The organism is Ornithinimicrobium sediminis, assembly GCF_021272345.1.
In the GTDB taxonomy this organism is placed as follows: Bacteria; Actinomycetota; Actinomycetes; order Actinomycetales; family Dermatophilaceae; genus Ornithinicoccus; species Ornithinicoccus sediminis_B.
Genome location: NZ_JAJSDQ010000003.1, coordinates 252,854 through 275,794, shown reverse-complemented (window position 1 = coordinate 275,794; position 22,941 = coordinate 252,854). Strand labels below are relative to the sequence as shown.

At 71.9% G+C, this 22,941-nt stretch carries 20 protein-coding genes; 9 read left to right on the top strand and 11 right to left on the bottom strand.

What is annotated here, in order from left to right; all coding sequences use genetic code 11:
• Window positions 1–102: 102 nt before the first annotated feature.
• Window positions 103–1,278: an AI-2E family transporter gene (locus tag LVO85_RS09090; RefSeq protein WP_232747106.1), complete on the top strand. Its 1,176-nt coding sequence runs from the start codon at window positions 103–105 to the stop codon at window positions 1,276–1,278.
• Window positions 1,279–1,302: 24 nt separating this feature from the next.
• Here LVO85_RS09090 and LVO85_RS09085 read toward each other — a convergent pair whose 3' ends face one another.
• The 3 genes from LVO85_RS09085 to LVO85_RS09075 are packed head-to-tail and all read right to left on the bottom strand — an operon-like array spanning window position 1,303 to window position 5,077.
• The gene (locus LVO85_RS09085) at window positions 1,303–2,280 is read right to left on the bottom strand and encodes a quinone oxidoreductase family protein (protein WP_232747105.1); all 978 of its coding nucleotides are present in this window, start codon (window positions 2,278–2,280) and stop codon (window positions 1,303–1,305) included.
• Between the two features lie 53 nt (window positions 2,281–2,333).
• Window positions 2,334–3,578 (bottom strand): glucose-1-phosphate adenylyltransferase family protein, encoded by a 1,245-nt coding sequence (locus LVO85_RS09080; RefSeq protein ID WP_232747104.1) that lies wholly within the window; start codon window positions 3,576–3,578, stop codon window positions 2,334–2,336.
• Window positions 3,579–3,610: 32 nt separating this feature from the next.
• Window positions 3,611–5,077: a CCA tRNA nucleotidyltransferase gene (locus tag LVO85_RS09075; protein WP_232747103.1), complete on the bottom strand. Its 1,467-nt coding sequence runs from the start codon at window positions 5,075–5,077 to the stop codon at window positions 3,611–3,613.
• 90 nt (window positions 5,078–5,167) lie between these two features.
• Between LVO85_RS09075 and LVO85_RS09070 the strand changes: the two genes are divergently transcribed.
• The 7 genes from LVO85_RS09070 to trxA all read left to right on the top strand — a co-directional run bounded on the left by LVO85_RS09070 (window position 5,168) and on the right by trxA (window position 14,810).
• Complete coding sequence (locus tag LVO85_RS09070) at window positions 5,168–5,650, top strand: NUDIX hydrolase (RefSeq protein ID WP_232747102.1); 483 nt, start codon at window positions 5,168–5,170, stop codon at window positions 5,648–5,650.
• Between the two features lie 16 nt (window positions 5,651–5,666).
• Window positions 5,667–8,114: a DUF6049 family protein gene (locus LVO85_RS09065; protein WP_232747101.1), complete on the top strand. Its 2,448-nt coding sequence runs from the start codon at window positions 5,667–5,669 to the stop codon at window positions 8,112–8,114.
• The gene (gene murJ / locus LVO85_RS09060; RefSeq protein ID WP_232747100.1) at window positions 8,111–11,833 is read left to right on the top strand and encodes a murein biosynthesis integral membrane protein MurJ; all 3,723 of its coding nucleotides are present in this window, start codon (window positions 8,111–8,113) and stop codon (window positions 11,831–11,833) included. The genes LVO85_RS09065 and murJ overlap by 4 nt, the downstream gene beginning before the upstream one ends.
• 10 nt (window positions 11,834–11,843) lie before the next feature.
• Complete coding sequence (gene sigM, locus LVO85_RS09055) at window positions 11,844–12,380, top strand: RNA polymerase sigma factor SigM (protein ID WP_232747099.1); 537 nt, start codon at window positions 11,844–11,846, stop codon at window positions 12,378–12,380.
• Window positions 12,381–12,489: 109 nt separating this feature from the next.
• Window positions 12,490–13,293 (top strand): hypothetical protein, encoded by an 804-nt coding sequence (locus LVO85_RS09050; protein ID WP_232747098.1) that lies wholly within the window; start codon window positions 12,490–12,492, stop codon window positions 13,291–13,293.
• An 87-nt stretch (window positions 13,294–13,380) separates the two neighbouring features.
• Window positions 13,381–14,418 (top strand): thioredoxin-disulfide reductase, encoded by a 1,038-nt coding sequence (trxB, locus tag LVO85_RS09045; protein ID WP_232747097.1) that lies wholly within the window; start codon window positions 13,381–13,383, stop codon window positions 14,416–14,418.
• Window positions 14,419–14,486: 68 nt separating this feature from the next.
• On the top strand, window positions 14,487–14,810 hold the full coding sequence (gene trxA, locus LVO85_RS09040) for a thioredoxin (RefSeq protein WP_232747096.1): 324 nt from the start codon (window positions 14,487–14,489) through the stop codon (window positions 14,808–14,810).
• Window positions 14,811–15,111: 301 nt separating this feature from the next.
• On the opposite strand, the gene LVO85_RS09035 is transcribed toward trxA, so the two are convergent.
• The 8 genes from LVO85_RS09035 to rpmH form a co-directional block, all read right to left on the bottom strand.
• Window positions 15,112–16,191 (bottom strand): ParB/RepB/Spo0J family partition protein, encoded by a 1,080-nt coding sequence (locus LVO85_RS09035; RefSeq protein WP_232747095.1) that lies wholly within the window; start codon window positions 16,189–16,191, stop codon window positions 15,112–15,114.
• Window positions 16,184–17,092 carry a ParA family protein gene (locus LVO85_RS09030; protein WP_332875422.1) on the bottom strand — a complete coding sequence of 303 codons (909 nt, stop codon included), beginning with the start codon at window positions 17,090–17,092 and terminating at the stop codon, window positions 16,184–16,186. The genes LVO85_RS09035 and LVO85_RS09030 overlap by 8 nt, the downstream gene beginning before the upstream one ends.
• A 320-nt stretch (window positions 17,093–17,412) precedes the next feature.
• Window positions 17,413–18,300 (bottom strand): 16S rRNA (guanine(527)-N(7))-methyltransferase RsmG, encoded by an 888-nt coding sequence (gene rsmG / locus LVO85_RS09025; RefSeq protein ID WP_332875427.1) that lies wholly within the window; start codon window positions 18,298–18,300, stop codon window positions 17,413–17,415.
• Complete coding sequence (locus LVO85_RS09020) at window positions 18,218–18,790, bottom strand: Jag family protein (RefSeq protein WP_232747093.1); 573 nt, start codon at window positions 18,788–18,790, stop codon at window positions 18,218–18,220. Before LVO85_RS09020 ends, rsmG begins: the two co-directional genes overlap by 83 nt.
• Before the next feature lie 115 nt (window positions 18,791–18,905).
• Complete coding sequence (yidC, locus tag LVO85_RS09015) at window positions 18,906–19,907, bottom strand: membrane protein insertase YidC (RefSeq protein WP_232747092.1); 1,002 nt, start codon at window positions 19,905–19,907, stop codon at window positions 18,906–18,908.
• A 7-nt stretch (window positions 19,908–19,914) separates the two neighbouring features.
• Window positions 19,915–20,223, bottom strand: coding sequence for a membrane protein insertion efficiency factor YidD (yidD, locus tag LVO85_RS09010; RefSeq protein ID WP_232747091.1), 309 nt, complete (start codon window positions 20,221–20,223; stop codon window positions 19,915–19,917).
• Window positions 20,220–20,585, bottom strand: a complete 366-nt coding sequence (gene rnpA, locus LVO85_RS09005) for a ribonuclease P protein component (protein ID WP_232747090.1) — start codon at window positions 20,583–20,585, stop codon at window positions 20,220–20,222. Before rnpA ends, yidD begins: the two co-directional genes overlap by 4 nt.
• 26 nt (window positions 20,586–20,611) lie before the next feature.
• A complete protein-coding gene (gene rpmH / locus LVO85_RS09000) occupies window positions 20,612–20,749 on the bottom strand; it encodes a 50S ribosomal protein L34 (protein WP_232747089.1) in 138 nt (45 codons plus the stop codon).
• Between the two features lie 535 nt (window positions 20,750–21,284).
• Here rpmH and dnaA point away from each other — a divergent pair.
• Complete coding sequence (dnaA, locus tag LVO85_RS08995; RefSeq protein ID WP_232747088.1) at window positions 21,285–22,775, top strand: chromosomal replication initiator protein DnaA; 1,491 nt, start codon at window positions 21,285–21,287, stop codon at window positions 22,773–22,775.
• The last annotated feature ends 166 nt before the right edge of the window (window positions 22,776–22,941 follow it).

Genomic DNA, 22,941 nt, shown 5'->3' with positions numbered 1-22,941 from the left:
CCGCACCAGCGGCTCGCGGGTCGGACCGGCCGCCTCCCAGCGCGCTTCACCCCTGGTCCGCTCGGACTGCGTCGACCGGCCGGCACACCGCATACTGGCCCGATGCTGCGTACCCGCCGTCGACGTCCCCCAGCCCCAGCACGTGCCGCCGAGCCCCGGGTCGCCGCCCAGGAGCCGCCCACCCTGGCCTCTCCGCCCGCGTCGCCGTGGGCCGACGGCCTCGGTCGGGTGGCGATCCGCAGCGCACAGCTGCTGCTGCTGCTGACGCTGGGCGTCGTGGTCGTCTACGCCCTCGTCCAGCTGCGGCTCGTCGTGGTGCCGATCCTCGTCGCCACCGTGCTCGCCGCAGCGGTGGTCCCGCTCGTCGAGCTGCTGGCACGGTGGGGCCTGCCCCGCCTGCTGGCGGTGTGGACGGCCCTGCTCACCGGCCTGGCCGCCCTCGTCGCGGTCGGCTGGGTCGTGGTGCGCGGCATCCGCAACGAGTGGGACGAGCTGCGCGACCAGGCGGAGCAGGGGTTCGCCGAGCTGCAGAGCTTCCTCACCTCCGGCCCCCTGCCGATCAGTGACGAGCAGCTGGACCAGGCGCGTGACGCCGTCATCGAGCTCGCGCAGGGGGAGCAGGTGCGCAGCGGAGCGCTGGCGGGGGCGACGGCTGCCGCGGAGGTCGTCGCCGGGATGTTCCTCGGCGTGGTGCTGCTGTTCTTCCTGCTCAAGGACGGCAAGCGGATCTGGACGTTCTTCCTGCAGCCGGCCACGGGGCACCGGCGGCGCCGGATGGAGCTCGTCGGCGGCCGCTCCGTGGAGGTGCTGGGCGGCTACCTGCGCGGCACAGCCATCGTGGCCCTGGTGGACTCCGTCATCATCGGTGTCGCGCTCGCGCTGCTCGGCGTGCCGCTCGCCTTCCCGCTGGCGCTCATCGTGTTCCTCGGCGCGTTCATCCCGCTGGTGGGAGCCACCGTGGCCGGCATCCTCGCCGCTCTGGTGGCCCTCGTGGCCAACGGGCCGGTCGTGGCGCTGGTCGTCGTCGGCATCGTCATCGCCGTCAACCAGCTGGAGGGGGACATCCTGGCGCCGGTGGTGCTGGGCAAGGCGCTGTCCCTGCACCCGCTGGCCATCCTGGTGGCCCTGACGGCGGGCACCATCCTCGCCGGCATCATCGGCGCCCTGCTGTCGGTGCCCCTCGCCGCCGTCGCCTGGACGGCGGTCACCACCTGGTCCGAGGACAAACGCAGGACCGCGGAGGCACAGGGACGGCTGACCCTGCCACAGCAGGGCTGACCCGTCCCGGCCGGAGTGCCGGCCTCAGTCGCGCGGGGTGACCAGCAGCTTGCCGGTCGTGCGGCCGGCCGCCAGGTCCTCGTGCGCCCGGCCCAGCGCCGCCAGCGGGTAGGTGCCGCCGACCCGCACGTCGAGGTCCCCGGAGGCGACCGCGCCGAGCACGTCGCCGGCCCGCCAGGTCAGCTCCGCACGGTCGGCGACGTAGTGGGCCAGGGACGGCCGGGTGAGGTAGAGCGAGCCCTTGGCGTTGAGCACCTGCGGGTCCAGGGGCGGCACCTGGCCGCTGGACCCGCCGAAGAGCACCATCATGCCGCGGGGACGCAGCACGTCGAGGCCGGCGTCGAAGGTGTCCTTGCCGACACCGTCGTAGACCACGTGCACACCCGCCCCACCGGTGAGCCTGCGCACCTCGGTGACCACGTCCTGGTCGCGGTAGAGCACGACCTCGGCAGCCCCGGCGTCGCGTGCCAGCCGGGCCTTCTCCGGGGTCGAGGTCGTGCCGATCACCCGCACACCCTTGGCCGACAGCATCTGGCACAGCAGCAGGCCCACGCCCCCCGCAGCGGCGTGCACGAGTGCCGTCTGGCCCGCCCGGGCCGGGAAGGTCGACCCGGCCAGGTAGTGCGCCGTCATGCCCTGGAGCATCACCGCTGCAGCGAGCGACGGGTCGAGGCCTGCGGGCACCGGCACCACCCGCGCCGCCGGCAGGACCACCTGCTCGGCGGCACCGGCGCCGGCGACCATGGCCCAGGCGACCCGGTCGCCGACCCGCACCTCGGTGACCTCCGCGCCCACGGCGGTGACGGTGCCGGCTCCCTCCGAGCCCACGACATACGGCAGGTCCATGGGGTAGACCCCGGACCGCTGGTAGATGTCGATGAAGTTGACCCCGGCTGCGGTGACCTCGACCAGCACCTCCCCGGTGCCGGGGGTGGGGACCTCCCGCTCCACGACGGTGAGGACCTCCGGCCCTCCGTGCTCGGTGACGACGACGGCGCGCATGCATCCAGTCTGCCCTCTCCCCTCCGGCCATGCCGTGCGGGTGGGACGCCGGCTCAGGTCGTGCTGCCGGGCTCCATCCGCCCGCCGGCAGGCACCGTGGTGCCGCCCCGGACCACACTGTCGCGGCCGACCATCGTGACGTCCTCCGCGCGGAGCCGGGTGGCTGCCGGTGTTACCCCGACCGTGGCGCCGCGACCGATGCGCACCTGCTCGTCCACCACTGCGGTGGCGACGGTGGCACCGGTCTCCACGACCACCCCGCCCATGAGCACGCTGTCCACGACCCGGGCGCCCGGGTGCACCGCCACACCGGGGCCCAGGACGCTGCGCTCGACCGTGCCGCGCACCACGCAGCCCGTGCTCAGCAGGCCGTCGACGACCGTCCCGTCGCCGGCCACCCGGGCGGGGGCGCCGGTGGGCAGCTGCCCGAGGACCGGCCACGCCGGGTCGTCGAACACGTCGAGGCTGCCGCGCAGCAGGTCCCGGTGTGCCTGCAGGTAGGCCTCGGGGCGACCGACGTCGCGCCAGTAGCCGGCCAGCGGGAACGTGCGCACCCGGCCCCTCCGGACCAGGGCCGGCAGCAGCACGTCGGCGACGTCCCCGAGCCCGGTGTCGTCGTCGTCGGCCTGGTGGACCGTGCGCCGGCGCAGCGCCTCGAGCTGGGCGAGCAGCACCGGTGCGTCGTAGGCGAAGACCTCGATCGCCACGGTGGTCGTCGGTGGGTCGTCCGGCTTGTCGACCACCCGGGTCACCGCACCGTCCTGCCCGAGCACCACCACCACGTTGTTGGCAGCCTCCTGTCGGGAGACCTCGCTGGTCACCAGGGTGCACTCCGCCCCGGCGGCCAGGTGCGCGTCGACAACGTCGCGCAGGTCGAGGCGGAAGACGTGGTCGGCGCTGCTCACGACCACGACATCGGGGGCCTGCACGGCGATCTGGTCCCGCAGCCGGTAGAGGTCGTCGGCGTTGCCGTGCGAGAAGCCGCTCTGGTCGGCGGCCCCGGCGCTCTCCTCGGGCACCATGCGCCGCATCCCGCCGCGGGTGCGGTCGAGGTCCCACGGCCGGCCACCCGCGAGGTGCTGGTCCAGGGATCCGGCCTGGTACTGCACCGACACCCAGACATCACTGATGCCGCTGTGCGCGAGGTTGGACAGGGTGATGTCCACCAGGCGGTGCTGGCCGCCGAAGGGCAGCGCCGGCTTGACCCGCTCACGCGTCAGCACGTCCATCCGGGAGCCCTTGCCCCCTGCCTGCACGATCGCCAGCACCCGTGGCCGGCCGGCACTCCCAGCGCTCATCTGCGCATCGTAGGCCGACCCGGGGACAGACGTCAGCCGGACTCGGGCTGCTGCGCCCACCAGCGGCGCAGCTCCGCCTCGGCGGCGTCCTGCCCGATCGGCCCCTGGTCGAGCCGCACGGCGAGCAGGTGCTTGTAGGCCCGGCCCAGGACCGGACCCGGCGCGATGCCGAGCAGCTGGCCGATCTCGTGACCGTCGAGCTCGGGGCGGACGGCCGCCAGCTCCTCCTGCTCGCGCAGGCGGCCGATGCGCTGCTCCAGCTCGTCGTAGGTGGCCGCGAGCCGGGCGGCCTTGCGCCGGTTGCGCGTGGTCGAGTCGGAGCGGGTCAGCTTGTGCAGGCGCCCCAGCAGCGGGCCGGCGTCGGTGATGTAGCGGCGCACCGCCGAGTCGGTCCACTCTCCCGTGCCGTAGCCGTGGAAGCGCAGGTGCAGCTCGACCAGCCGGCTGACGTCGCGCACCGTCTCCTTGTCGTAGCGCAGGGCCCGCAGACGGGCGCGGGTGAGCTTGGCGCCCACCACCTCGTGGTGGTGGAAGCTCACCCCGCCGCCCGGCTCGAAACGCCTGGTCGCCGGCTTGCCGATGTCGTGCAGGAGCGCCGCCAGCCGGAGCACCAGGTCCGGCCCCACCACCACGTCCTGCCCCTCGGCGCCGGGCGGGTCCTCCAGGTCGATGGCCTGCTCGAGCACCATGAGGCTGTGCTCGTAGACGTCCTTGTGACGGTGGTGCTCGTCGACCTCCAGCTGCAGGGCTGGCAGCTCGGGCAGCACGATGTCGGCCATCCCCGAGTCCACGAGCACCTCGAGCCCGGCCCGCGGCTGCGCACCCAGGAGCAGCTTGCTCAGCTCGTCGCGCACCCGCTCCGCGGAGACGATCCTCAGCCGGCCGGCCATCTCGCTCATCGCCTCGGCGACCTCGGGCGCCACCCCCATCCCGAGCTGGCTGACGAACCGGGCCGCCCGCATCATCCGCAGCGGGTCGTCGGAGAAGGACACCTCCGGTGTGTGCGGTGTGCGCAGCAGCTGCTTGGCCAGGTCGGTCAGGCCGTCGTGCGGGTCGACGAACTCGGCCTGGGGCAGCCGCAGGGCCATGGCGTTGACGGTGAAGTCGCGGCGCACCAGGTCGTCGGCCAGGTTGTCGCCGAAGGCGACCACGGGCTTGCGCGAGGCGGCGTCGTAGGCGTCGGCGCGGTAGGTCGTGACCTCCACGGTCGTCGCGTCGCGGCGGGCGCCGATGGTGCCGTAGGCGCGGCCCACGTCCCAGGTGTGCTCGGCCCAGCCCCGGAGCACCTGCTCGATCTCGTCCGGGCGTGCGGAGGTGGTGAAGTCGAGGTCGGGCGACAGCCGGCCGAGGAAGGCGTCCCGGACCGGACCTCCGACCAGGGCGAGCTCGTGCCCGGCCGCCGCGAACCGCTCGCCCAGCTGCGTGAGCAGCGGAAGGGTCGGCGCCAGGTGGCGCACCGCACGGGCGAGGAGCTCGGGTTCGACGACAGGTTCGGGCACGGTGTCCCAGACTACGCGGGCCGGCCCCGGACCCCCGCCCGTCCGGCGAGGCCCACCTGCGAGGCCGTCACGGCTCGTTAGAGTGAGGTGATGACCACCACGCCGCGCCCCACCCGCCCTGCCCGGCGGCTGCCCGCGGTCAACGAGACGTCGGCAGGCGGCGTCGTGGTCGACGTGCACCAGGGGAGGGCCAGGATCGCGATCATCGCGCGCCGCAACCGCAGCGGCAGGGTCGAGTGGTGCCTGCCCAAGGGGCACGTGGAAGCCGGTGAGACGCTGCAGCAGACGGCGGAGCGTGAGGTCGCCGAGGAGACCGGCATCCGCGGCCGGGCCCTGGTCACGCTCGGCACGGTGGAGTACTGGTTCTCCACCTCGCAGCACCGCATCCACAAGATGGTCTACCACTACCTCCTGGAGGCGGTCGGCGGGCATCTCACGGTCGAGGGCGACCCCGACCGGGAGGCCATCGACGCCGCGTGGTTCCCGCTCGACGAGGTGCACGCACAGCTCACCTTCCCCAACGAACGCCGGATCGCCCGGGTCGCCTGGCAGCGACTCGCCGGGCCCCTCTGACGACACGGTATGCCGAGTGCGCATCCGACCCCCAACCCTCCCGAACGCCAGGGTTGCCCTCACCGCCTGCCTGGCCATGCTGCTCCTCGTGGTGCCCGCGGCGGGCACCGGCGCGGCTGAGAGCACGGTCCGCGCAGCACAGACCGAGGCCCTGCCGGTGAGCCTGGTGCTCGACGAGGTCAGCCCGTCGGTCGTCGAGCCGGGCGCTGCGTTCACTCTGCGCGGCACGGTCCGCAACGCCGGGTCCGCGCCCGTGGCTCTCGGCGGGGTGCGCGCCGCCACCTCCTACGACGCCCTCGACACGCGGTCGGCGATCGCTGCGTGGGCATCGGGTGACGGCGGGGTCTCCACCGGCCGCGAGCTGGGCAGCGACCCCTTCGACATCCCGCTGGCGCCCGGAGCCAGCACCACGTTCGTCATCCCCGTGGCCGCCGGCGTCGTGGAGGCACCCTTCGACTTCGGCACCCTGCCGCTGTCGGTGGAGGTGCTGGACGACCAGGACCAGGTGCGCGGCAGGGTCCGCAGCTTCCTGCCCTGGTATGCCGGGGGACGGGCCGAGGTCCCGCTGCACCTGTCCTGGGTGGTGCCGCTCACGGTGCCGCCGGAGCCGGCGCTGAGCGACCCCGACGACGAGGAGCGCACGAGCGCCTGGCTGGAGGCGATCGGTCCCGGGTCCACGCCCCGGACCTGGCTGGAGGGTCTGGAGGGCCACGCTGCGACCTTCGTGGTCGACCCTGCCCTGCTGGCACCGGTCGTCCCGCAGCGGACGCCGGCGGAGCCCGACGAGGGGGACGGAGAGGACGGCGACGGTGACGGTGAGGAGGTCGAGCCGACCGGCACCGGGACCGCAGGCACCACGCCACCCGAGACCACCTCGCCCCCCACCACCGCACCGGCGGCCACCACCACGGAGCCCACCACCACGGAGCCCACCACCCCAGAGCCCACCACCCCCGAGCCCACCGCAGCGGCGACCGCCGTGCCACAGGCCCCGACCGGTGACCTCACCGGGAGCACCACCACGTCATCTCCGCAGGAGACGACCGAGGTGGTGCCGGAGGAGCCGACGCTGCCCGGGGTGGACGTCCCCGACGACCTCTCCGAGGTGGAGCAGGCCCAGGTCGACCTGGAGACGGCGTTGTCCGCCCTGCCGCAGGAGCAGCTCTGGTGGCTGCCGGTGGCCGACCCCGACCTGGCCGCGTTCGTCGAGCTGGGCACCGACGAGGGCCAGGTGGCTGATGCCGTGAACCGGCAGCTCCCCGACTCCGTGCTGCTCTCCCGTCCCCTGCTGGAGTCCGGCCGCAGCGACGTCGCCTGGCCGGCGTGGACCCGGGTGCAGCCGTCGATGCTGGAGGCGCTGTGGTCGCTGTGGCCGCAGGACCGCGCCTCGCTGGGGGCCACGCTCGTCCCGTCCACGGCCCTGAGCGTCAGCGGGGGGTCCGCAGCCGGGCGGGTCTCCGTCGGCGGCGAGGAGCTCACCCTGCTCGGGCTGGACACGACCCTGTCCGGGCTCCTGGCGGGCGCACCCCCACCCGAGCGGGACGGTGAGACGGTGCAGCGTCTGGTCGCCGAGACGCTGGCCGTCTACCAGCAGAGCCCAGCCACCGAGCGCACCCTGGTCGTCTCGCCGCCTCGCGGCACCACGGTCGACCACCGGACCCTGAGGGCCGTGACCGAGGCTCTGGAGAGCAGCCCGTGGCTGGAGCACGTCCCTGCCGGCGACGCCCTCGAGGCCCCCGGCCGGGCGCAGCTGACCGGCACCGCGCTGGTGGACGGGGCGTCCGGCGACACCACGGCATACCCCGTGCCCCAGCCGAGCCCGCTCAACGCCTCCCTGCTCACGGAGATCGACGACCTGCGCACCGTCGTGTCCGACATCGAGACCATCCTGACCGACGACACCGCCGTGGAGCGCTGGAGCCCGGTGCTGGACGGGCTGGTCTCGACCCGCTGGCGCCTCGACCGGGCCGCCTGGCGCACCCCGCTCACCGACCTGCAGACCCAGGTCGACGAGGTGCTCGCCGGGGTGCAGGTGAACCCGACGACGGTCAACTTCCTGGCCGAGGAAGGGCTCATCCAGCTGACCGTGGTGAACACCCTGGACGTCGCGGTCGAGGACCTGCGGCTCAACATCGAGCCCGGCAACGGCCGCATCAGGGTCGTGGAGGAGGCCGAGCCCATCACCATCGGTGCCGACAGCCGCGCTACCGTGCAGTTCCGAGCGCGCGCCGTCGCGGCCGGGGAGGTGCCGGTCCGGGCCTACCTGTCCACGCCCACCGGTCTCGTCGTGGGAGACGAGCAGGTGATGGAGGTGCGCGTGCAGCCCGCCGGCCAGTGGATCTACTGGCTGCTCGGCGGGGTGGCCGGCGTCATCCTGGTGCTCGGTCTCGCCCGGGCGCTGCGCCGGCCGGCCGACCCGGCCACGCAGACCCCCACCGACCGCCCCCAGGAGGACACGCCGTGAGCGAGGCCCCCGACCAGCCGGGTCCCACCGGCCACAGCTCGGCCCGCCTGGCGCGCTCGAGCGCGCTCATGGCCTCGGGCACGCTCGTGTCACGGGTCATGGGCCTGGTGCGCACGGCGCTGCTGGTGGGCATCGTCGGCACCGGCCTGTCCGGTGACGCGTGGGACACCGCCAACACCCTGCCCAACACGATCTACATCCTGCTGGCGGGCGGCATCCTCAACGTCGTCTTCGTCCCGCAGATCACCCGGGCCCTGGCCCAGGAGGACAAGGGCCGGGCCTTCACCGACCGGCTGATCACCCTGGCCCTGGCCGCGCTCCTGGCCACGACGGTGGTGGTCACCGCGGGGGCGTATGCCGTCACCAAGCTCTACGCGTGGTCCTGGACCGGCGAGCAGCTCGGGCTGGCGGTGGCCTTCGCCTACCTCTGCCTCCCCCAGGTCTTCTTCTACGGGCTCTACTCGGTGCTCGGGCAGGTGCTCAACGCCCAGGAGAAGTTCGGGTGGTACATGTGGGCGCCGGTCGCCAACAACATCGTGGCCATCTCCGGTCTCGCGGTCTTCGCGGTGCTCTACCCGGGCACCGACGTGCTGGACCCGGGCGAGTGGACCTCCCCGATGATCCTGCTCCTGGGGGGCACGGCCACCCTCGGGGTGGTCGTGCAGGCGGCTGTGCTGCTGCCCGTCGTGTGGCGCAGCGGCTTCCGGTGGCGCCCCCGGTGGGGCTTCCGGGGGGTCGGTCTCGGGTCGGCCTCCCGCATGGCCCTGTGGACCCTGGCGATCATCGGTGTCTCCCAGACCGGGCTGCTGCTGTCGACCAACGTGCTCAACTGGAACGCCGAGGCCAACCCGGGCGTGCCCGGCAAGATCGTTTACAGCACCGCCTTCCTGATCTTCATCCTGCCGCACTCGCTGGTCGCGACGTCCCTGCTCACGGCCATGTTCCCGCAGCTGTCGCGGGCCGCGATGACCGACGACCGGGCGGCCCTGGGCGAGCAGTACAAGCACGGCCTGCGCCTGCTCGGCGCGGCCATGGTGCCGGTCTCGGTCGCCGTGCTGCTCCTCGCGCCGCAGCTGTCGGCCAGCCTGCTGGTCTTCACCGGCCAGGGGGCCACCGACGACATCGCCTGGGTCGTCCGCGCCCTGACCCTGGGCCTGGTGCCCTACGGCATGTACCTGCTCTCTCAGCGGGTGTTCCACGCCTACCAGGAGGGCAAGCCCCCGTTCCGGCTGCAGACCATCATCACCGGCATCGCGGTCGCCTCGCTCGTGGTGGCGGTCATGCTGCCACCCCAGGTGACCGCCATGGCCATCGGTGCCGGCCAGTCCCTGGGCCAGGCCGTCGCGGCCGTGCTGGGCATCTGGTGGGTGCGCCGGCGGCTCGACGGGGTGCCGATGGCCGACGTGCGTGCGACCTACCTGCGGGCTCTGGCCGCCTCCCTCGTCCCGGTGCTGCCGGTGCTGGGCGTGATCGCCGTCGGCGAGCGTGTCTTCGACGGCAAGCTGGCCTCGCTGAGCGTGCTCGTCTCGGGAGGCGTCGTCTTCTTCGTGATGTATGGCGTGCTGGCCCACCTCTTCGGGGTGCGCGAGCTGGCCGAGGTGGTCGACCCGCTGCTGCGCCGGGTGCGCCGTCGCCGTCCCGGAGGCGGTCCTCCTGACGGCGGGCCCGAAGGTGGCGGTCCCCAGGGCGGGCGTGGGGGCGGGCCCGACGGCGACCGGCCCGACGGTGCGGCGCCTGACGGTGACCGGGCCGACGGCAGCGAGGCTCTCGTCACCCAGGCCGACGGCGAGCGCGCCGACGGCGAACCCCAGCGGAGCGGGACCGCGACATACCGCTCCGCAGGCCGAAGCGGACCCACCGCCCGACTACTCTTGGACGGACCCACGTCTACTGATCTGCGAGAGGAACCCATGGTGCACGGCATCGACACCGGCACGGTCCTGGGAGGTCGTTACGAGCTCGAGGAGCTGCTGGCGCGTCGGGACGACACCCTGGACTACTGGTCGGCCAACGACCAGACCCTCGACCGCCTGGTCGCGGTCACGGTGCTGCCTGCGACCGGTGACTACGAGGAGATGGCCCACGCCGTGCTCGACGGGGCACGGCGCACGGCCGGGGTGGACGACCCGCGCCTGGTGCGCGTGCTGGACGTCGGCCTCGAGCAGGAGGTGTGCTGGATCGTCGAGGAGGGCCTGAGCGAGGCGGAGTCGCTCGCCTCGCTCGTCCTGGAGCACCCGCTGCCGGCCGAGGAGGCGCGACGCATCGTCGGCGAGGCCGCCTCGGGGCTGGAGTCCGCCCGCCGCCGCGGTCTGCACCACCTCTACCTCAACCCCCATGCCGTCCTGCGCACCAGCGAGGGCAGCGTCAAGGTCTCCGGAGTCGGCGTGGCCGCCGCCATCGAGCAGGCCGACGACGTCTCGGCGGCCGAGGCCTCGCTCATCGACACCACCGACCTGCTGTCCCTGCTCTACACCGGGCTGACCGGTCGGTGGCCGGGCGAGGACATCGAGGGGCTGCGCCCCGCCCGCCGTCTGGCCGACGGCACCCTGCCGGCCCCCTCCGAGGTCGTGGCCGGAGTCCCTGGTGACCTGGACACCCTGTGCCGCATGACCTTCGGGGCCGAGTACGCCCCGGACCGGGGCCCGCAGACCCCCGGGGAGCTGGCCCGACAGCTCGCCCCCTGGCCCTCCGAGCTGGTCCCGGGTGCCGGTGGTCAGGAGTTCGGGCCCGACGCGCCCCTGGAGGACTCCGGCGCCGAGGCCGCGCTGGCCGCAGGCGCGGGGGCCGGCGCAGCCGTCACGGCCGCCCACGCGCACGACAGCAGGGACGAGGACGAGGCCGCGCACGAGCCCGGTGCCGGGCATCCGGACGCCGGCGACGAGGACGTGCAGCCCCGACAACAGGAGGAGCCGCACTACTACCGGACGCGGGAGGAGGGTCCCTCCGACGACGTCTTCGCCGCGGGCGCCGGGTCCACGGCTGCGGGCGACCGCGCCCTGGCAGGCGCGGAGGTCGACCGGCCGACGGAGCGTCGCCAGTCCGGAGCCGTGCTGGCGCTCGTGGCAGCGATCCTGGTCGTCGCCGTGTTCCTGGCCTACGGCGTGTTCCAGGGCTTCCAGCCCGACGCCGACGACACCGCTGCACCGGGGGCCGGCGCGACCAGCACGGCCACCCAGACCGAGGACGAGGACGAGGAGGGCGAGCAGGCCGCCGGGGACGAGGGCGACGGCGACGGCGACGGCGAGGAGGAGACCGCCGCGCCGGAGGACGAGGACGACGACGCCCCGCTCGAGCCCATCTCGCTCGCCGGGATCACCTCGTACGACCCCGAGGGTGACGGCGACGAGCGCAACGACATCGTCGACCGCGCCATCGACGGTGACAGCACCACCTCGTGGAACAGCCACACCTACCTCGCCTCCAACTGGGGCAACCTCAAGAGCGGGGTGGGCCTGCTGGTCGACCTCGGAGGCAGCCAGGAGGTGCGGGAGGTCGACATCGACTTCCCTGAGGGTGACTACGGGGTGGAGGTCTTCGTCACCGACGAGGCCAGCCGGGACGGCGCCACGAGCATCGGGACCTCCGACGAGGCCTCCGGCGAGGTGACCTTCACGGCGGAGGAGCCGGTCGAGGGCGAGTACGTCCTCATCTGGTTCGACCGGGCCTGGGCGGGGCCGGGTGGGGAGATCGTCTACGTCTCCGAGATCGTCGTGAAGTGACGACGATGTCGTGACCCTCTCCGACCTGGCTGAGCGGACCGACGCCGAGCTGCTGGCGTTGCACACCTCCGGTGACCCCGACGCCTTCGGTGAGATCTTCCGCCGCCACAAGGACAAGATGTGGGCGGTCGCGATCCGCACCACGCGGGACCCGGAGATGGCCTCGGATGCGGTGCAGGACGCCTTCCTCAACGCGTTCCGCCGGGCCGACTCGTTCCGCGGGACGGCCCAGGTGAGCACCTGGCTGCACCGCATCGTGGTGAACGCCTGCCTCGACCGGCTCCGCCGGGTGCGCCCCACCGTTGACCTGGCCGACCACGACCCGGTCGAGCCCAGGGACCACCACCACAGCGTGGAGGTGCAGATGGACGTCCGCGCCGCCCTCGACCGTCTCCCGCAGGCCCAGCGGCTGGCGCTCATCCTCGTCGACATGCAGGGCCTGAGTGTCGCCGAGGCCGCGGCGGTGCTCGAGGTCGCCGAGGGCACCGTCAAGTCACGCTGTGCCCGGGGACGGGCGGCCCTCGCCGGGATGCTGTCCTCGCCATGAGCAGGGAACCACGGCGCCCCCGCACTCGTCCTACACGACGGGACACGGCCCTGCCTGTCCGCTCCGACACCACACCGTCCGACGCCACGACCACGAGGAGGAGCAGCAGGTGAGCACCCCTGACGACCGCGAGCCCGCTGCTGAGGACCTCGACCCGACCGGTGTCCGGGCGATGCTGTCGTCCCTGCCCGACCCCGGACCGATGCCGCCCGACCTGGCCGACCGCATCACGACGCGCCTGCGGCAGGAGCAGTCCCTGCGCGCAGGGCAGGCCGACGAGCTGCTCGGCGCCACGCCGCTGGCATCTCGGCGCGCGCGCGGCTCCGCCCACCAGTGGCTGGCCGCAGCCGCTGCCGTCGCCGTCGTCGCCGTAGGCGGCGCCGTCGTGTTCCAGAGTGCGCTCGGGGACCAGGCCTGGGACACGGTCGCCGCCTTCTACCCCAGCACCGACGACGCAGCCGCCGACGACGCAGCCGCCGGCGATGCGGAGGCCGGCGACGGGGACGCAGGTGCCGAGGCGATGACCGAGATGGACGACGGGGGCGAGGAGCGCGGGAGCAGTGAGGTCCTGGGGGTCGTGGAGGTGCTGCCCACGACGACCGCCCTGGGTCGCGACACGTTCGCGGTGGGTGCCCACAGCGCCGTCGTGTCGCCGCAGGAGGAGTCCTCCGAGGGGTCGGACACCGCGAGCACGGCGCTGGACCCGCAGGCCGCCCGCAGCTGCGTGGCGGCCACCGGTGGCGACGCGTCGGCCGGGGCGTGGCTCGTCGGCAGCGCCACGCTCGACGACGAGCCTGCAGTCCTGGTGGTCGACCGCAGCACGGACCCGCTGCGTGCCTGGGCCGTCGCCCCTGGGTGCGCGGACGGCGACGACACCGCTGAGGTCCTGCACGGGCCTCTCGAGCTGCCCTGAGCGTGCCTGCCGGAACAAGGCACCCCTAGGATCGGTTGACGAGAGCGCACTCAGGAACCACCTCGCACCACAGGAGCACACCTCGTCATGTCCGTCTTCAGCGGCATCTCCATCCAACCGGAAGCCCCTCGGCCGACCGTCTCCGACGAGACGGTGCACGAGGTGATCATCATCGGCTCCGGTCCGGCCGGCTACACCGCGGCGGTCTACGCCGCCCGCGCCAACCTGAAGCCCCTGGCGTTCGAGGGGGCGGTCACCGCCGGCGGAGCCCTGATGAACACCACCGAGGTCGAGAACTTCCCCGGCTTCGAGGACGGCATCATGGGTCCGGAGCTGATGTTCGCGATGCGCGCCCAGGCAGAGCGGTTCGGCGCCACACTCATCCGTGACGACGTCACCGAGGTCGACCTCACCGGGCCGGTCAAGCTGGTCACCGACGCGGAGGGCACCGTGCACCGGGCGCGCTCGGTCATCCTGGCCATGGGCTCCGCCTACCGCGAGCTCGGTCTGCCCGACGAGCAGCGGCTGTCCGGGCACGGGGTCTCGTGGTGCGCCACCTGCGACGGGGCGTTCTTCCGCGACAAGGACATCGTCGTGGTGGGCGGTGGCGACTCCGCCATGGAGGAGGCGACCTTCCTCACCCGTTTCGCGCGCTCCGTGACCGTGCTGCACCGTCGTGGTGAGCTCCGTGCCAGCAAGATCATGGCCGACCGTGCCCAGGCCGACCCCAAGATCTCCTTCGTGTGGCACAGCGAGGTCGCCGAGTTCGTCGGTGAGGACAAGCTCACCGGCATCGTGGTGCGGGACACCCGCAGCGGCGAGACCCGCACCATGGAGACCAGCGCGGTGTTCATCGCCATCGGCCACGACCCGCGCAACGAGCTCATCCAGGGTCAGGTCCACCTGGACGCCGAGGGCTACGTGCTCGTGCAGGGACGGAGCACGGCCACGAACCTGCCGGGAGTCTTCGCTGCCGGCGACCTGGTCGACCACACCTACCGGCAGGCTGTCACGGCAGCAGGCACCGGGTGCTCGGCTGCTCTCGACGCCGAGCGCTACCTGGCCGGGCTCGACGACGCCTCGGCCACCGCACCACTGAGCGACACCGCCGTTCCTGTCACCTGATTCACCTGCAGGACAAGACAATACGCCGTTCTCACGGCACTTCGATCCGCCACCACGAAGGAAGACTCATGGCTACCAAGCAGACCGACGACGCCAACTTCTCCGCCGACGTGCTCGAGAGCGACCGTCCCGTGCTGGTCGACTTCTGGGCCCCCTGGTGCGGCCCCTGCAAGATGGTCGCACCGGTGCTCGAGGAGCTCTCGGAGGAGTACTCCGAGAAGATCTCGGTCGTCAAGCTCAACACCGACGAGAACCCCCAGGTGACCCAGAAGTACGGCATCACGGGCATCCCGACGATGAACGTCTACGTGGGCGGCGAGGTCGTCAAGACCGTCGTCGGTGCCCTGCCCAAGCAGAAGCTCGTCCGCGAGCTCGAGCCTTTCCTCGGCTGAGCCCGGACCGCGTCCGCGCGAGCGCCCGTCGAACGGTGTCCCGGACGCACCCCCAGACGAGCCCCCGGACCATGTGGACCGGGGGCTCGTCTGCGGTCCCGCCCGCTGGGCCCCGGTGCCCCGGCGCGCATGGTTAGGTCGCTGACCAGCAAGGATGGCACGTCCACAACGTCCACATCCGTTGTCCACAGGATGTGGACGAGGGTGTGCATACGTGTCGGTCACCCGTCACCGGCATCCTGGCACGGAGCGTGCCGCACCGCGGTCCTTGAGGCGGGTCCCCCTCCCGGGTGAGGCGACGTCAGGCGTTGTCGTCCTCAGCCAGAGGTGCATCCAGTGCCAGCAGCCCCAGGATGCGGTCCAGGTCCTCGCGTGAGGCGAACTCGACCGTCACCTTGCCCTTGCGCCGCCCCATCGCGACCTGGACCCTGGTGTCCAGTCGGTCCGAGAGCCGGCTCGACAGGTGCTCCAGGTCCGGGTCGGCGCTGCTCCCTCGCCGTGCCGCGCGTCGAGGCGTCGCTGCGTCGTCCTCACCGAGCACGACGATCTCCTCCACGGACCGCACGGACAGGCCTTCGGCGATGATCCTCTGGGCCAGCCGCTCCATCGCAGCCGCGTCGGACAGTCCGAGCAGGGCCCGCGCATGTCCTGCGGACAGCACCCCAGAGGCAACCCGGCGCTGGACCAGCGGGGGCAGGCGCAGCAGCCGGATGGTGTTGGAGATCTGAGGTCGCGAGCGTCCGATACGGCGTGCGAGCTCCTCGTGGGTGCAGCCGAAGTCCTCGAGCAGCTGCTGGTAGGCCGCGGCCTCCTCCAAGGCGTTGAGCTGGCTGCGGTGCAGGTTCTCCAGCAGCGCGTCGCGCAGCAGGTCGTCGTCCGAGGTGCGCCGGATGATCGACGGCACCGTCTCCTTGCCCGCGTCGATGCTCGCCCGCCACCGACGCTCACCCATGATCAGCTCGTAGGCTGCCTCGGCCCCGCTGTCGTCGTCGAGCGGCCGGACCACGATGGGCTGGAGGACACCGATCTCGGCGATGCTGTGGACGAGCTCAGCCAGCTCGTCCTCGTCGAAGACCTGGCGCGGCTGGCGCGGGTTGGGTCGGATCGCCTCGACCGGCAGCTCGCCGAACGTCGTCCCCGGCACGCTCCGCAACGTCTGCCCGTCGTCCTCGTCGGTCACCCTGGCGGCGCCGCCGGTGCTCTCGGCAGTGCCCGCCGACGGTGCGGTGTTTCCCGTGAAACTGTCGATGTCTTTGGATGCATGTCCCGGCGTGGTCAGCGGCCGCGGGAAGAAGACGTCGCTGGGACGGTCCGCGGTGCCGGAGGACGGTGGGATGAGCGCACCCAGACCCTTGCCGAGGCCTCGACGACGATCACTCACGGGATGCTCCTTCAGGCTGGGGACTCGGGTCAGGGGAAGCACGGGGGCTGGTGAGCTCGACGGCCACCTCACGGTAGGACAGCGCGCCGGTGCTGTGCGGGTCGTAGGTCATCACGGTCTCCCCGTGGCTCGGCGCCTCGCTCACCCGGACGGACCGGGGAATCACGGTCTTGACGACCTGCTGCGGGAAGTGCTGGCGCACCTCGTCGGCCACCTGGGCGGACAGGCGGGTCCGCGCGTCGTACATCGTCATCAGGATCGTCGACACGTCGAGGTCGGGGTTCAGATGCTCGCGGATCATCTCGATGTTGGTCAGCAGCTGGCTCACCCCCTCAAGGGCGTAGTACTCACACTGGATCGGGATCAGCACCTCGACGGCCGCCACGAAGGCGTTGACCGTGAGCAACCCGAGGCTCGGCGGGCAGTCGACGAAGACGAAGTCGAAGCGCTGCTCACCGGAGTGCCCTGACAGGAAGGCCCTCAGCGCCTTGCGGAGGCGAGACTCCCGAGCCACGAGTGGCACCAGCTCGATCTCGGCACCGGCCAGGTCGATCGTCGCCGGCGCACACCACAGGCCCGCGACCGAGGACGACTCCCGCACCACGTCGGCCAGCGGCAGGCCGTCGATCAGCACGTCGTAGATCCCGGACACGCCCGCGTGATGCGGCACCCCCAGGGCCGTGCTGGCGTTGCCCTGCGGGTCCATGTCGATGACAAGGACCCGCATGCCCAGCTGCGCCAGCGCGGCGGCGAGGTTCACCGTGGTCGTGGTCTTGCCGACGCCACCCTTCTGGTTGGCCACGGTGAAGATCCTGGTGCTCACCGGCCGCTCGGTGGTCGCCACCTCCAGCGCCTTACGGCGTCGCGCCTCGTCGGCCACCGCGCGCGCGAGCGGCGTCAACCGAGGCGTTTCCCGTGAAACCTCGTCAGTCGCTGTCGGCGTCGGTGGCGTCTCCGGCGCGGCCTGCGCCACAGCGGCGCGCCCGGTTTCCCGTGAAACGTCGCCCGGTTCGGGCTGCGCGAGACGTTCCTGAGGGCCGGGCTGTTCCTCAGAAGCCGGGGGCTGTGTGATGTCCCGTGAAACGCCGTCATCAGCAGGCCACCCCAGGTGTGGGTGCGACGACTGGGTCGCTCCCGGCCAGCCCAACCCGCTGACGACAGCGGCCCCCGTCGTCCGCCGGTCAGCGGCAATGGTGGCGGGTGTCGAGGTCATCGGTCCCATCATCGCCCTCGGCGCCGCGCAGTGCGCCGTGCGGCGCGTGCTCCGGCGCGTCGGGTGCCGGCGCCGGACCGGGACGACCCCTCAGGCGAGCCCTGGTCGCCCCGCACGACTTCGATCACCCGCGCCGGCGGGTCGACGATGTCCTCGCCGACGGTGATCACCTGAGCCGACGCCGCCCCCATGCGCTCCAGGGTCGCCGCGCTCTCCTCCAGCTCGGTCTCGGCGCTCTGTCCCTTCAGCGCCAGCAGCCTGCCTCCCGGGGGCAGCAGCGGCCAGGACCAGTGGTAAAGCTGTTCCAGCCGCGCGACGGCTCGTGCGGTGACGACCGGAGCCTGCAGCCGACCCGAGAACTCCTCCGCACGCCCCCGCAGGACCGTCACCTGGGCCAGCCCCAGCTCTTCCACGGCGGCGTCCAGCCACCGTGTGCGACGCTGCAAGGGCTCCACCAAGGTCACCTGCAGGTCGGGTCGCGCTATGGCCAGCACCAGACCCGGCAAGCCCGCGCCAGTGCCGATGTCGATGAGCCGACTTCGGTGTGGCAGAAGGGATTCCATGACAGCGCAGTTGAGGATGTGTCGGTCCCACAGACGAGGTGTCTCGCGGGGGCCGATCAGTCCGCGCTGCGTGCCGGTCGTCGCCAGCATCTCGGCGTAGCGCACCGCCAGCGGCAGACGTTCCCCGAAGACCTCGGCCGCACTGCGTGGCGGGGCGGGAGCCTTGTCACGGTCGGATGGCGCGGGAATCCTCAACCCTCCTCGGGCAGGGGGCCGTGTCGACCCCGGTGTGGTGCGGTCCGGGTCGACGTCAGGACGCCGGAAGCACGACGACGTGGCGCTGGGGCTCCTCGCCCTCGGACTCCGAGCGCAGGCCGGCACGGAGCACCTCATCATGCACGACCTTGCGCTCGAAAGCCGTCATGGGCTCCAGGTCACGCCGCTCACCCGAGCTCCGGACGGACTCCACGACCTCACGAGCCAGCTCCACCAGGGCGGCTCGGCGCTGGGCCCGGTGGCCCGCGACGTCCAGCATCAGGCGGCTGCGGTCACCGGTCTCGGCCTGCACCGCCAGCCGGGTGAGCTCCTGGAGGGCCTCCAGGACGCTGCCGTCCGGTCCCACGAGACGCCGCGGGACCGACCCGTCCTCGGAGTCGACGACGGAGACAGCCGCACGGTCCCCGTCGACATCCACCTCCAGGTCACCGTCGAGGTCGGCGATGTCCAGCAGTGTCTCCAGGAAGTCCGCAGCGATCTCGCCCTCACGCTCGAGGTCGCGCCTCCTCGCGGACCCACGCTGGGAGGTCGCCGGGTCCGACGACCCGGTCACGGTCGGGCTCTCCTCGGCCGTGGTGTGCTCTGCGTCGGTGGTCTCAGCACTCATGGGTGTCTCCCTGTCGGTGTCATGCGGTCGGGCTGGTGCAGTGGGCTGAGCCACGCCGTCGGAAGCATCCTCGGCGTGCTCACGCGGTGCGCTGGTGTCGTCGTCCACCCCGGCGTCACCGCCCCTTGGGCCGGTTGTTGTTCTTCTTCTTCTTCTTCTTGGCCCGAGCCTTGCCCTGAGGCTGGGCCCGCTGTCCACTCGTCCTGCCGGGCGTCTCCTCCTCGGGCGCGTCCTCCACCTCGACGGTGTCGCTCAACTGGAACTTCTTCAGCGGCTTGCCCTTGGCGAGCCGGCGCTCCTCGAGCGCCTTCTCGGCCAGCGAGCCCGGGGCCGGCATGGCGCGGATGACGTAGAACTGCTGACCCATGGTCCACAGGTTGGTGGTCGTCCAGTAGATGAGCACACCGAGGGGGAAGTTCACCCCGAAGACCGCGAACATCACGGGGAGCACGTAGATAAGGATCTGCTGCTGGCGAGCCATGGGGCTGTCGAGGGCAGCCGCCGGCATGTTCTTGCGCATCAGCTGATGCGAGGTGATGAACTGCGTCAGCGACATCGCGACGATGAGCACCAGCGACAGGACCTTCGCGGAGACGTCGTCACTGTAGAGGAAGCTCGAGGTCAGGTTGGCCCCCAGCAGGGTGGCCTCCTGCATCGTCTGGGCCAGCTCGGCGGTGAAGAAGCCCGGAGCGGTCCGTGACCCGTCGGCGATGCCGGGGATGTTGTTGAGGATCCTGAACAGCGCGAAGAAGAACGGCATCTGCAGCAGGATCGGCAGGCACGACGAGAACGGGTTGGTGCCGTGCTTCTTGTAGAGGGCGAAGGACTCCTCGGTCATCGCCTTGCGCGAGGCCTCGTCCTTCTTGCCCTTGTACTTCTTCTGGATCTTCATGAGCTCGGGCTGCAGCAGCTGCATCCGTCGCTGCGCCCGGATCTGCCGCACGAAGAGGGGCATGAGCAGGATGCGCAGGACCACCACGAGGCAGACGATGGACAGGGCCCACGTCCAGCCGCTGGTCGGTGCCAGGCCGAACGTCGTCAGCAGCGTCTCGGCGCCCGCCAGGATGGAGGCGACGAACCACTCGAAGGGGTACATCAACGCGGCGAAGAAGCCCATAGGGTCCTCAGTCTCGTGGTGAGCCGGGCTCACCGGTGGTCATGACGGTGCTCGCTCGGGGAGGCACGTGGTCGACGCCGCCGTGGCTCCACGGGTGGCATCGCAGCAGGCGCCGTCCGGCCAGCCAGACCCCGGTCAGGGGCCCGTGGGTCCGGAGGGCGTCCACGGCGTAGGTGGAGCAGGACGGGTAGAACTTGCACGTCGGGCCCAGGAGGGGGGAGACGACCAGCTGGTAGGCACGGACGAGCCAGATCAGCGGCTGCGCCAGCAGCTCGCGCCACGAACGTCCGGCGGGTCCGGAGGTCGTGGCGCTCATGGCGCGACCTTGGCCAGGGCCCGGTCCAGCGCACTCCCCAGCTCGGAGGAGTCTGCCGCCGCCGCCGCCGGCTGGGCCCGGACGACCAGGTCGGTGCCCGGGGGCAGGGTGTCCAGCCGCTCCGCCACCAACGCCCGCAACCGGCGGGTGACCCTGTGCCGCACAACCGAGTTGCCGACGGCCTTGGAGACCACGAAACCGACGCGGGCAGGGCGGGGCTGGCGGCCTGCACCGGCGTCGACGTCGAGCCTGTGCACCATGACGACATGGCCGCCTGCCCGACGGGTGCCGCTCCGGGCACCGCCTCGCAGGACGGCTCGGAACTCCTCCGGTCGGGTCAGTCGGTGACGGCGAGGCAGCACGGCGCGCGCCGGTCCCGACCGCGGCCTCAGGCCGAGATCGAGGAGCGGCCCTTGCGCCTGCGGGCAGCCAGGATCGACCGGCCGGCACGGGTGCGCATCCGCAGGCGGAAGCCGTGGACCTTCGCCCGGCGGCGGTTGTTGGGCTGGAACGTGCGCTTGCTCATGACTGCTCCGTGACCGCGGTGACATGCCTGCCACCGCTTGAGGCGATGAGGTGGTGTGTACGGGACCGTGACCGGCCGCAATCGAAAGCCCACGCCGGCACACCCGGGCACGCGAGGGAGTGGCGCACTGGGCGCTGGCTCCCGGGCGCGGTCCGAACGCGATCCTCATGGGCAGGCGAAAACGGCCGACACAACGGCAGCGACCACGGTACGCGAGGCCAGACACACTGGTCAAACCGCGCGAGGCCCTCGTCCTGCGCTCCACTGAACCTCAGATCTTCACCTGCCGCAGCCGTCGCCCAGCGGCGACACGCCGAGGAGCAGCAGAGTCGTGACATGGTGGGTGTCGCCGCCACTTGCCGGGGCGTCCGGCCCTTGTTACGGTCGCCACTTCCGGTCCCTTGTCCACCAGTTTATTCACAGGTTGTGGATAACCTTGTGGACGAGGGGTGTCGTGGCCGCATACTCGCACCAGCGGGGCCGGCAGGCGCGCCTGACCGTACGCCCGACGACAGAGTAAGGACGCGTCGCAACGATGTCTCAGGAGCAGCTCGACTACCCGGTCATCTGGGCTCGCGTCGTCGAGCAGCTCGACTCCTCGGGCATCGCCCCTCGTGAGAGGGCCTTCCTGCGCCTCACCCGCTTCGTCGGCCTGCTCGACTCCACGGCCCTGCTCGCCGTCCCGTACTCGCACACCAAGGAGACGCTCGAGACCTCGCTGCGGCTCCCGGTCAGCCGGGCCCTGTCCCAGAACCTGGACCGTGACGTGCGCCTGGCGGTGACCGTCGACGACGAGCTGCGGCGCGAGGTGGAGGGCGAGGGAGCGCCGCACCCGCACGAGCTCAACGGCGTCGCCGCAGGGGTCGCACCCGTCGAGGCGAGCACCGACGGCTCCCTGCCCGACGGCTCCCTGCCCGCGGGCGGCGACACCGACGAGCTGCGCCCTCCGCCGCGGCACGCGGGGGTGGGGGTGGCGACCACCACCGACGGTGACTCCCGGCTGAACCCGAAGTACACCTTCGACACCTTCGTCTCCGGCTCCTCCAACCGCTTCGCGCACGCCGCGTCCCTGGCTGTCGCCGAGTCGCCGGCCCGCGCCTACAACCCGCTGTTCATCTACGGCGAGTCGGGCCTGGGCAAGACCCACCTGCTGCACGCCATCGGCCACTACGCCCGCAACCTCTACCCCGAGACCCGGGTGCGCTACGTGAACTCCGAGGAGTTCACCAACGACTTCATCAACAGCATCCGCGACGACAAGGCCGGCGCCTTCCAGCGTCGGTACCGCAACGTGGACTTCCTGCTCATCGACGACATCCAGTTCCTGCAGGGCAAGGAGCAGACGGTCGAGGAGTTCTTCCACACGTTCAACACCCTGCACAACAGCGAGAAGCAGGTCGTCATCACCTCCGACCAGCCGCCGAAGAAGCTGTCCGGCTTCGCGGAGCGGCTGCGCAGCCGGTTCGAGTGGGGACTGCTCACGGACGTCCAGCCGCCGGACCTCGAGACCCGCATCGCGATCCTCAAGAAGAAGGCCGCGCAGGAGGGGATGACCACCCCCGACGACGTGCTCGAGCTCATCGGCACGAAGATCACGACCAACATCCGCGAGCTGGAAGGCGCCCTCATCCGGGTCACCGCCTTCGCCTCGCTCAGCGGCCAGCCCCCGAACCGGGACCTGGCGGCCCACGTCCTGAAGGACATCATCCCCAACGCGGAGTCCGGCCGGATCACGGCACAGACGATCATGACCGAGGTCGCCGACTACTTCCGCATCAGCGTCGACGACCTGTGCGGGACGTCGCGCTCGCGCACCCTCGTCAACGCGCGGCAGATCGCGATGTACCTCTGCCGCGAGCTCACCGACCTCTCGCTGCCCAAGATCGGCCAGGAGTTCGGTGGACGCGACCACACGACCGTCATGCACGCCGAGCGCAAGATCCGCCAGCTCATCGGCGAGCGCCGGGCGTTGTTCGACCAGATCACCGAGCTCACCGGCACCATCCGCAAGGCCGCTGCCCGCTGACCCTGCCGCCAGGCCCGTCGCCGGCAGCGGCCGTGTCCACGGGCGTCAGGGGGTCCGTCCACCGCCCATGTGGATGCCTCGACGCCCTGCGACCCGCCAGGACCTCGGAGTGCCCCAGGTTGTCCCCACCCTGTGGACAACACTGTGGGTAGTGGTTGAAGGTTCA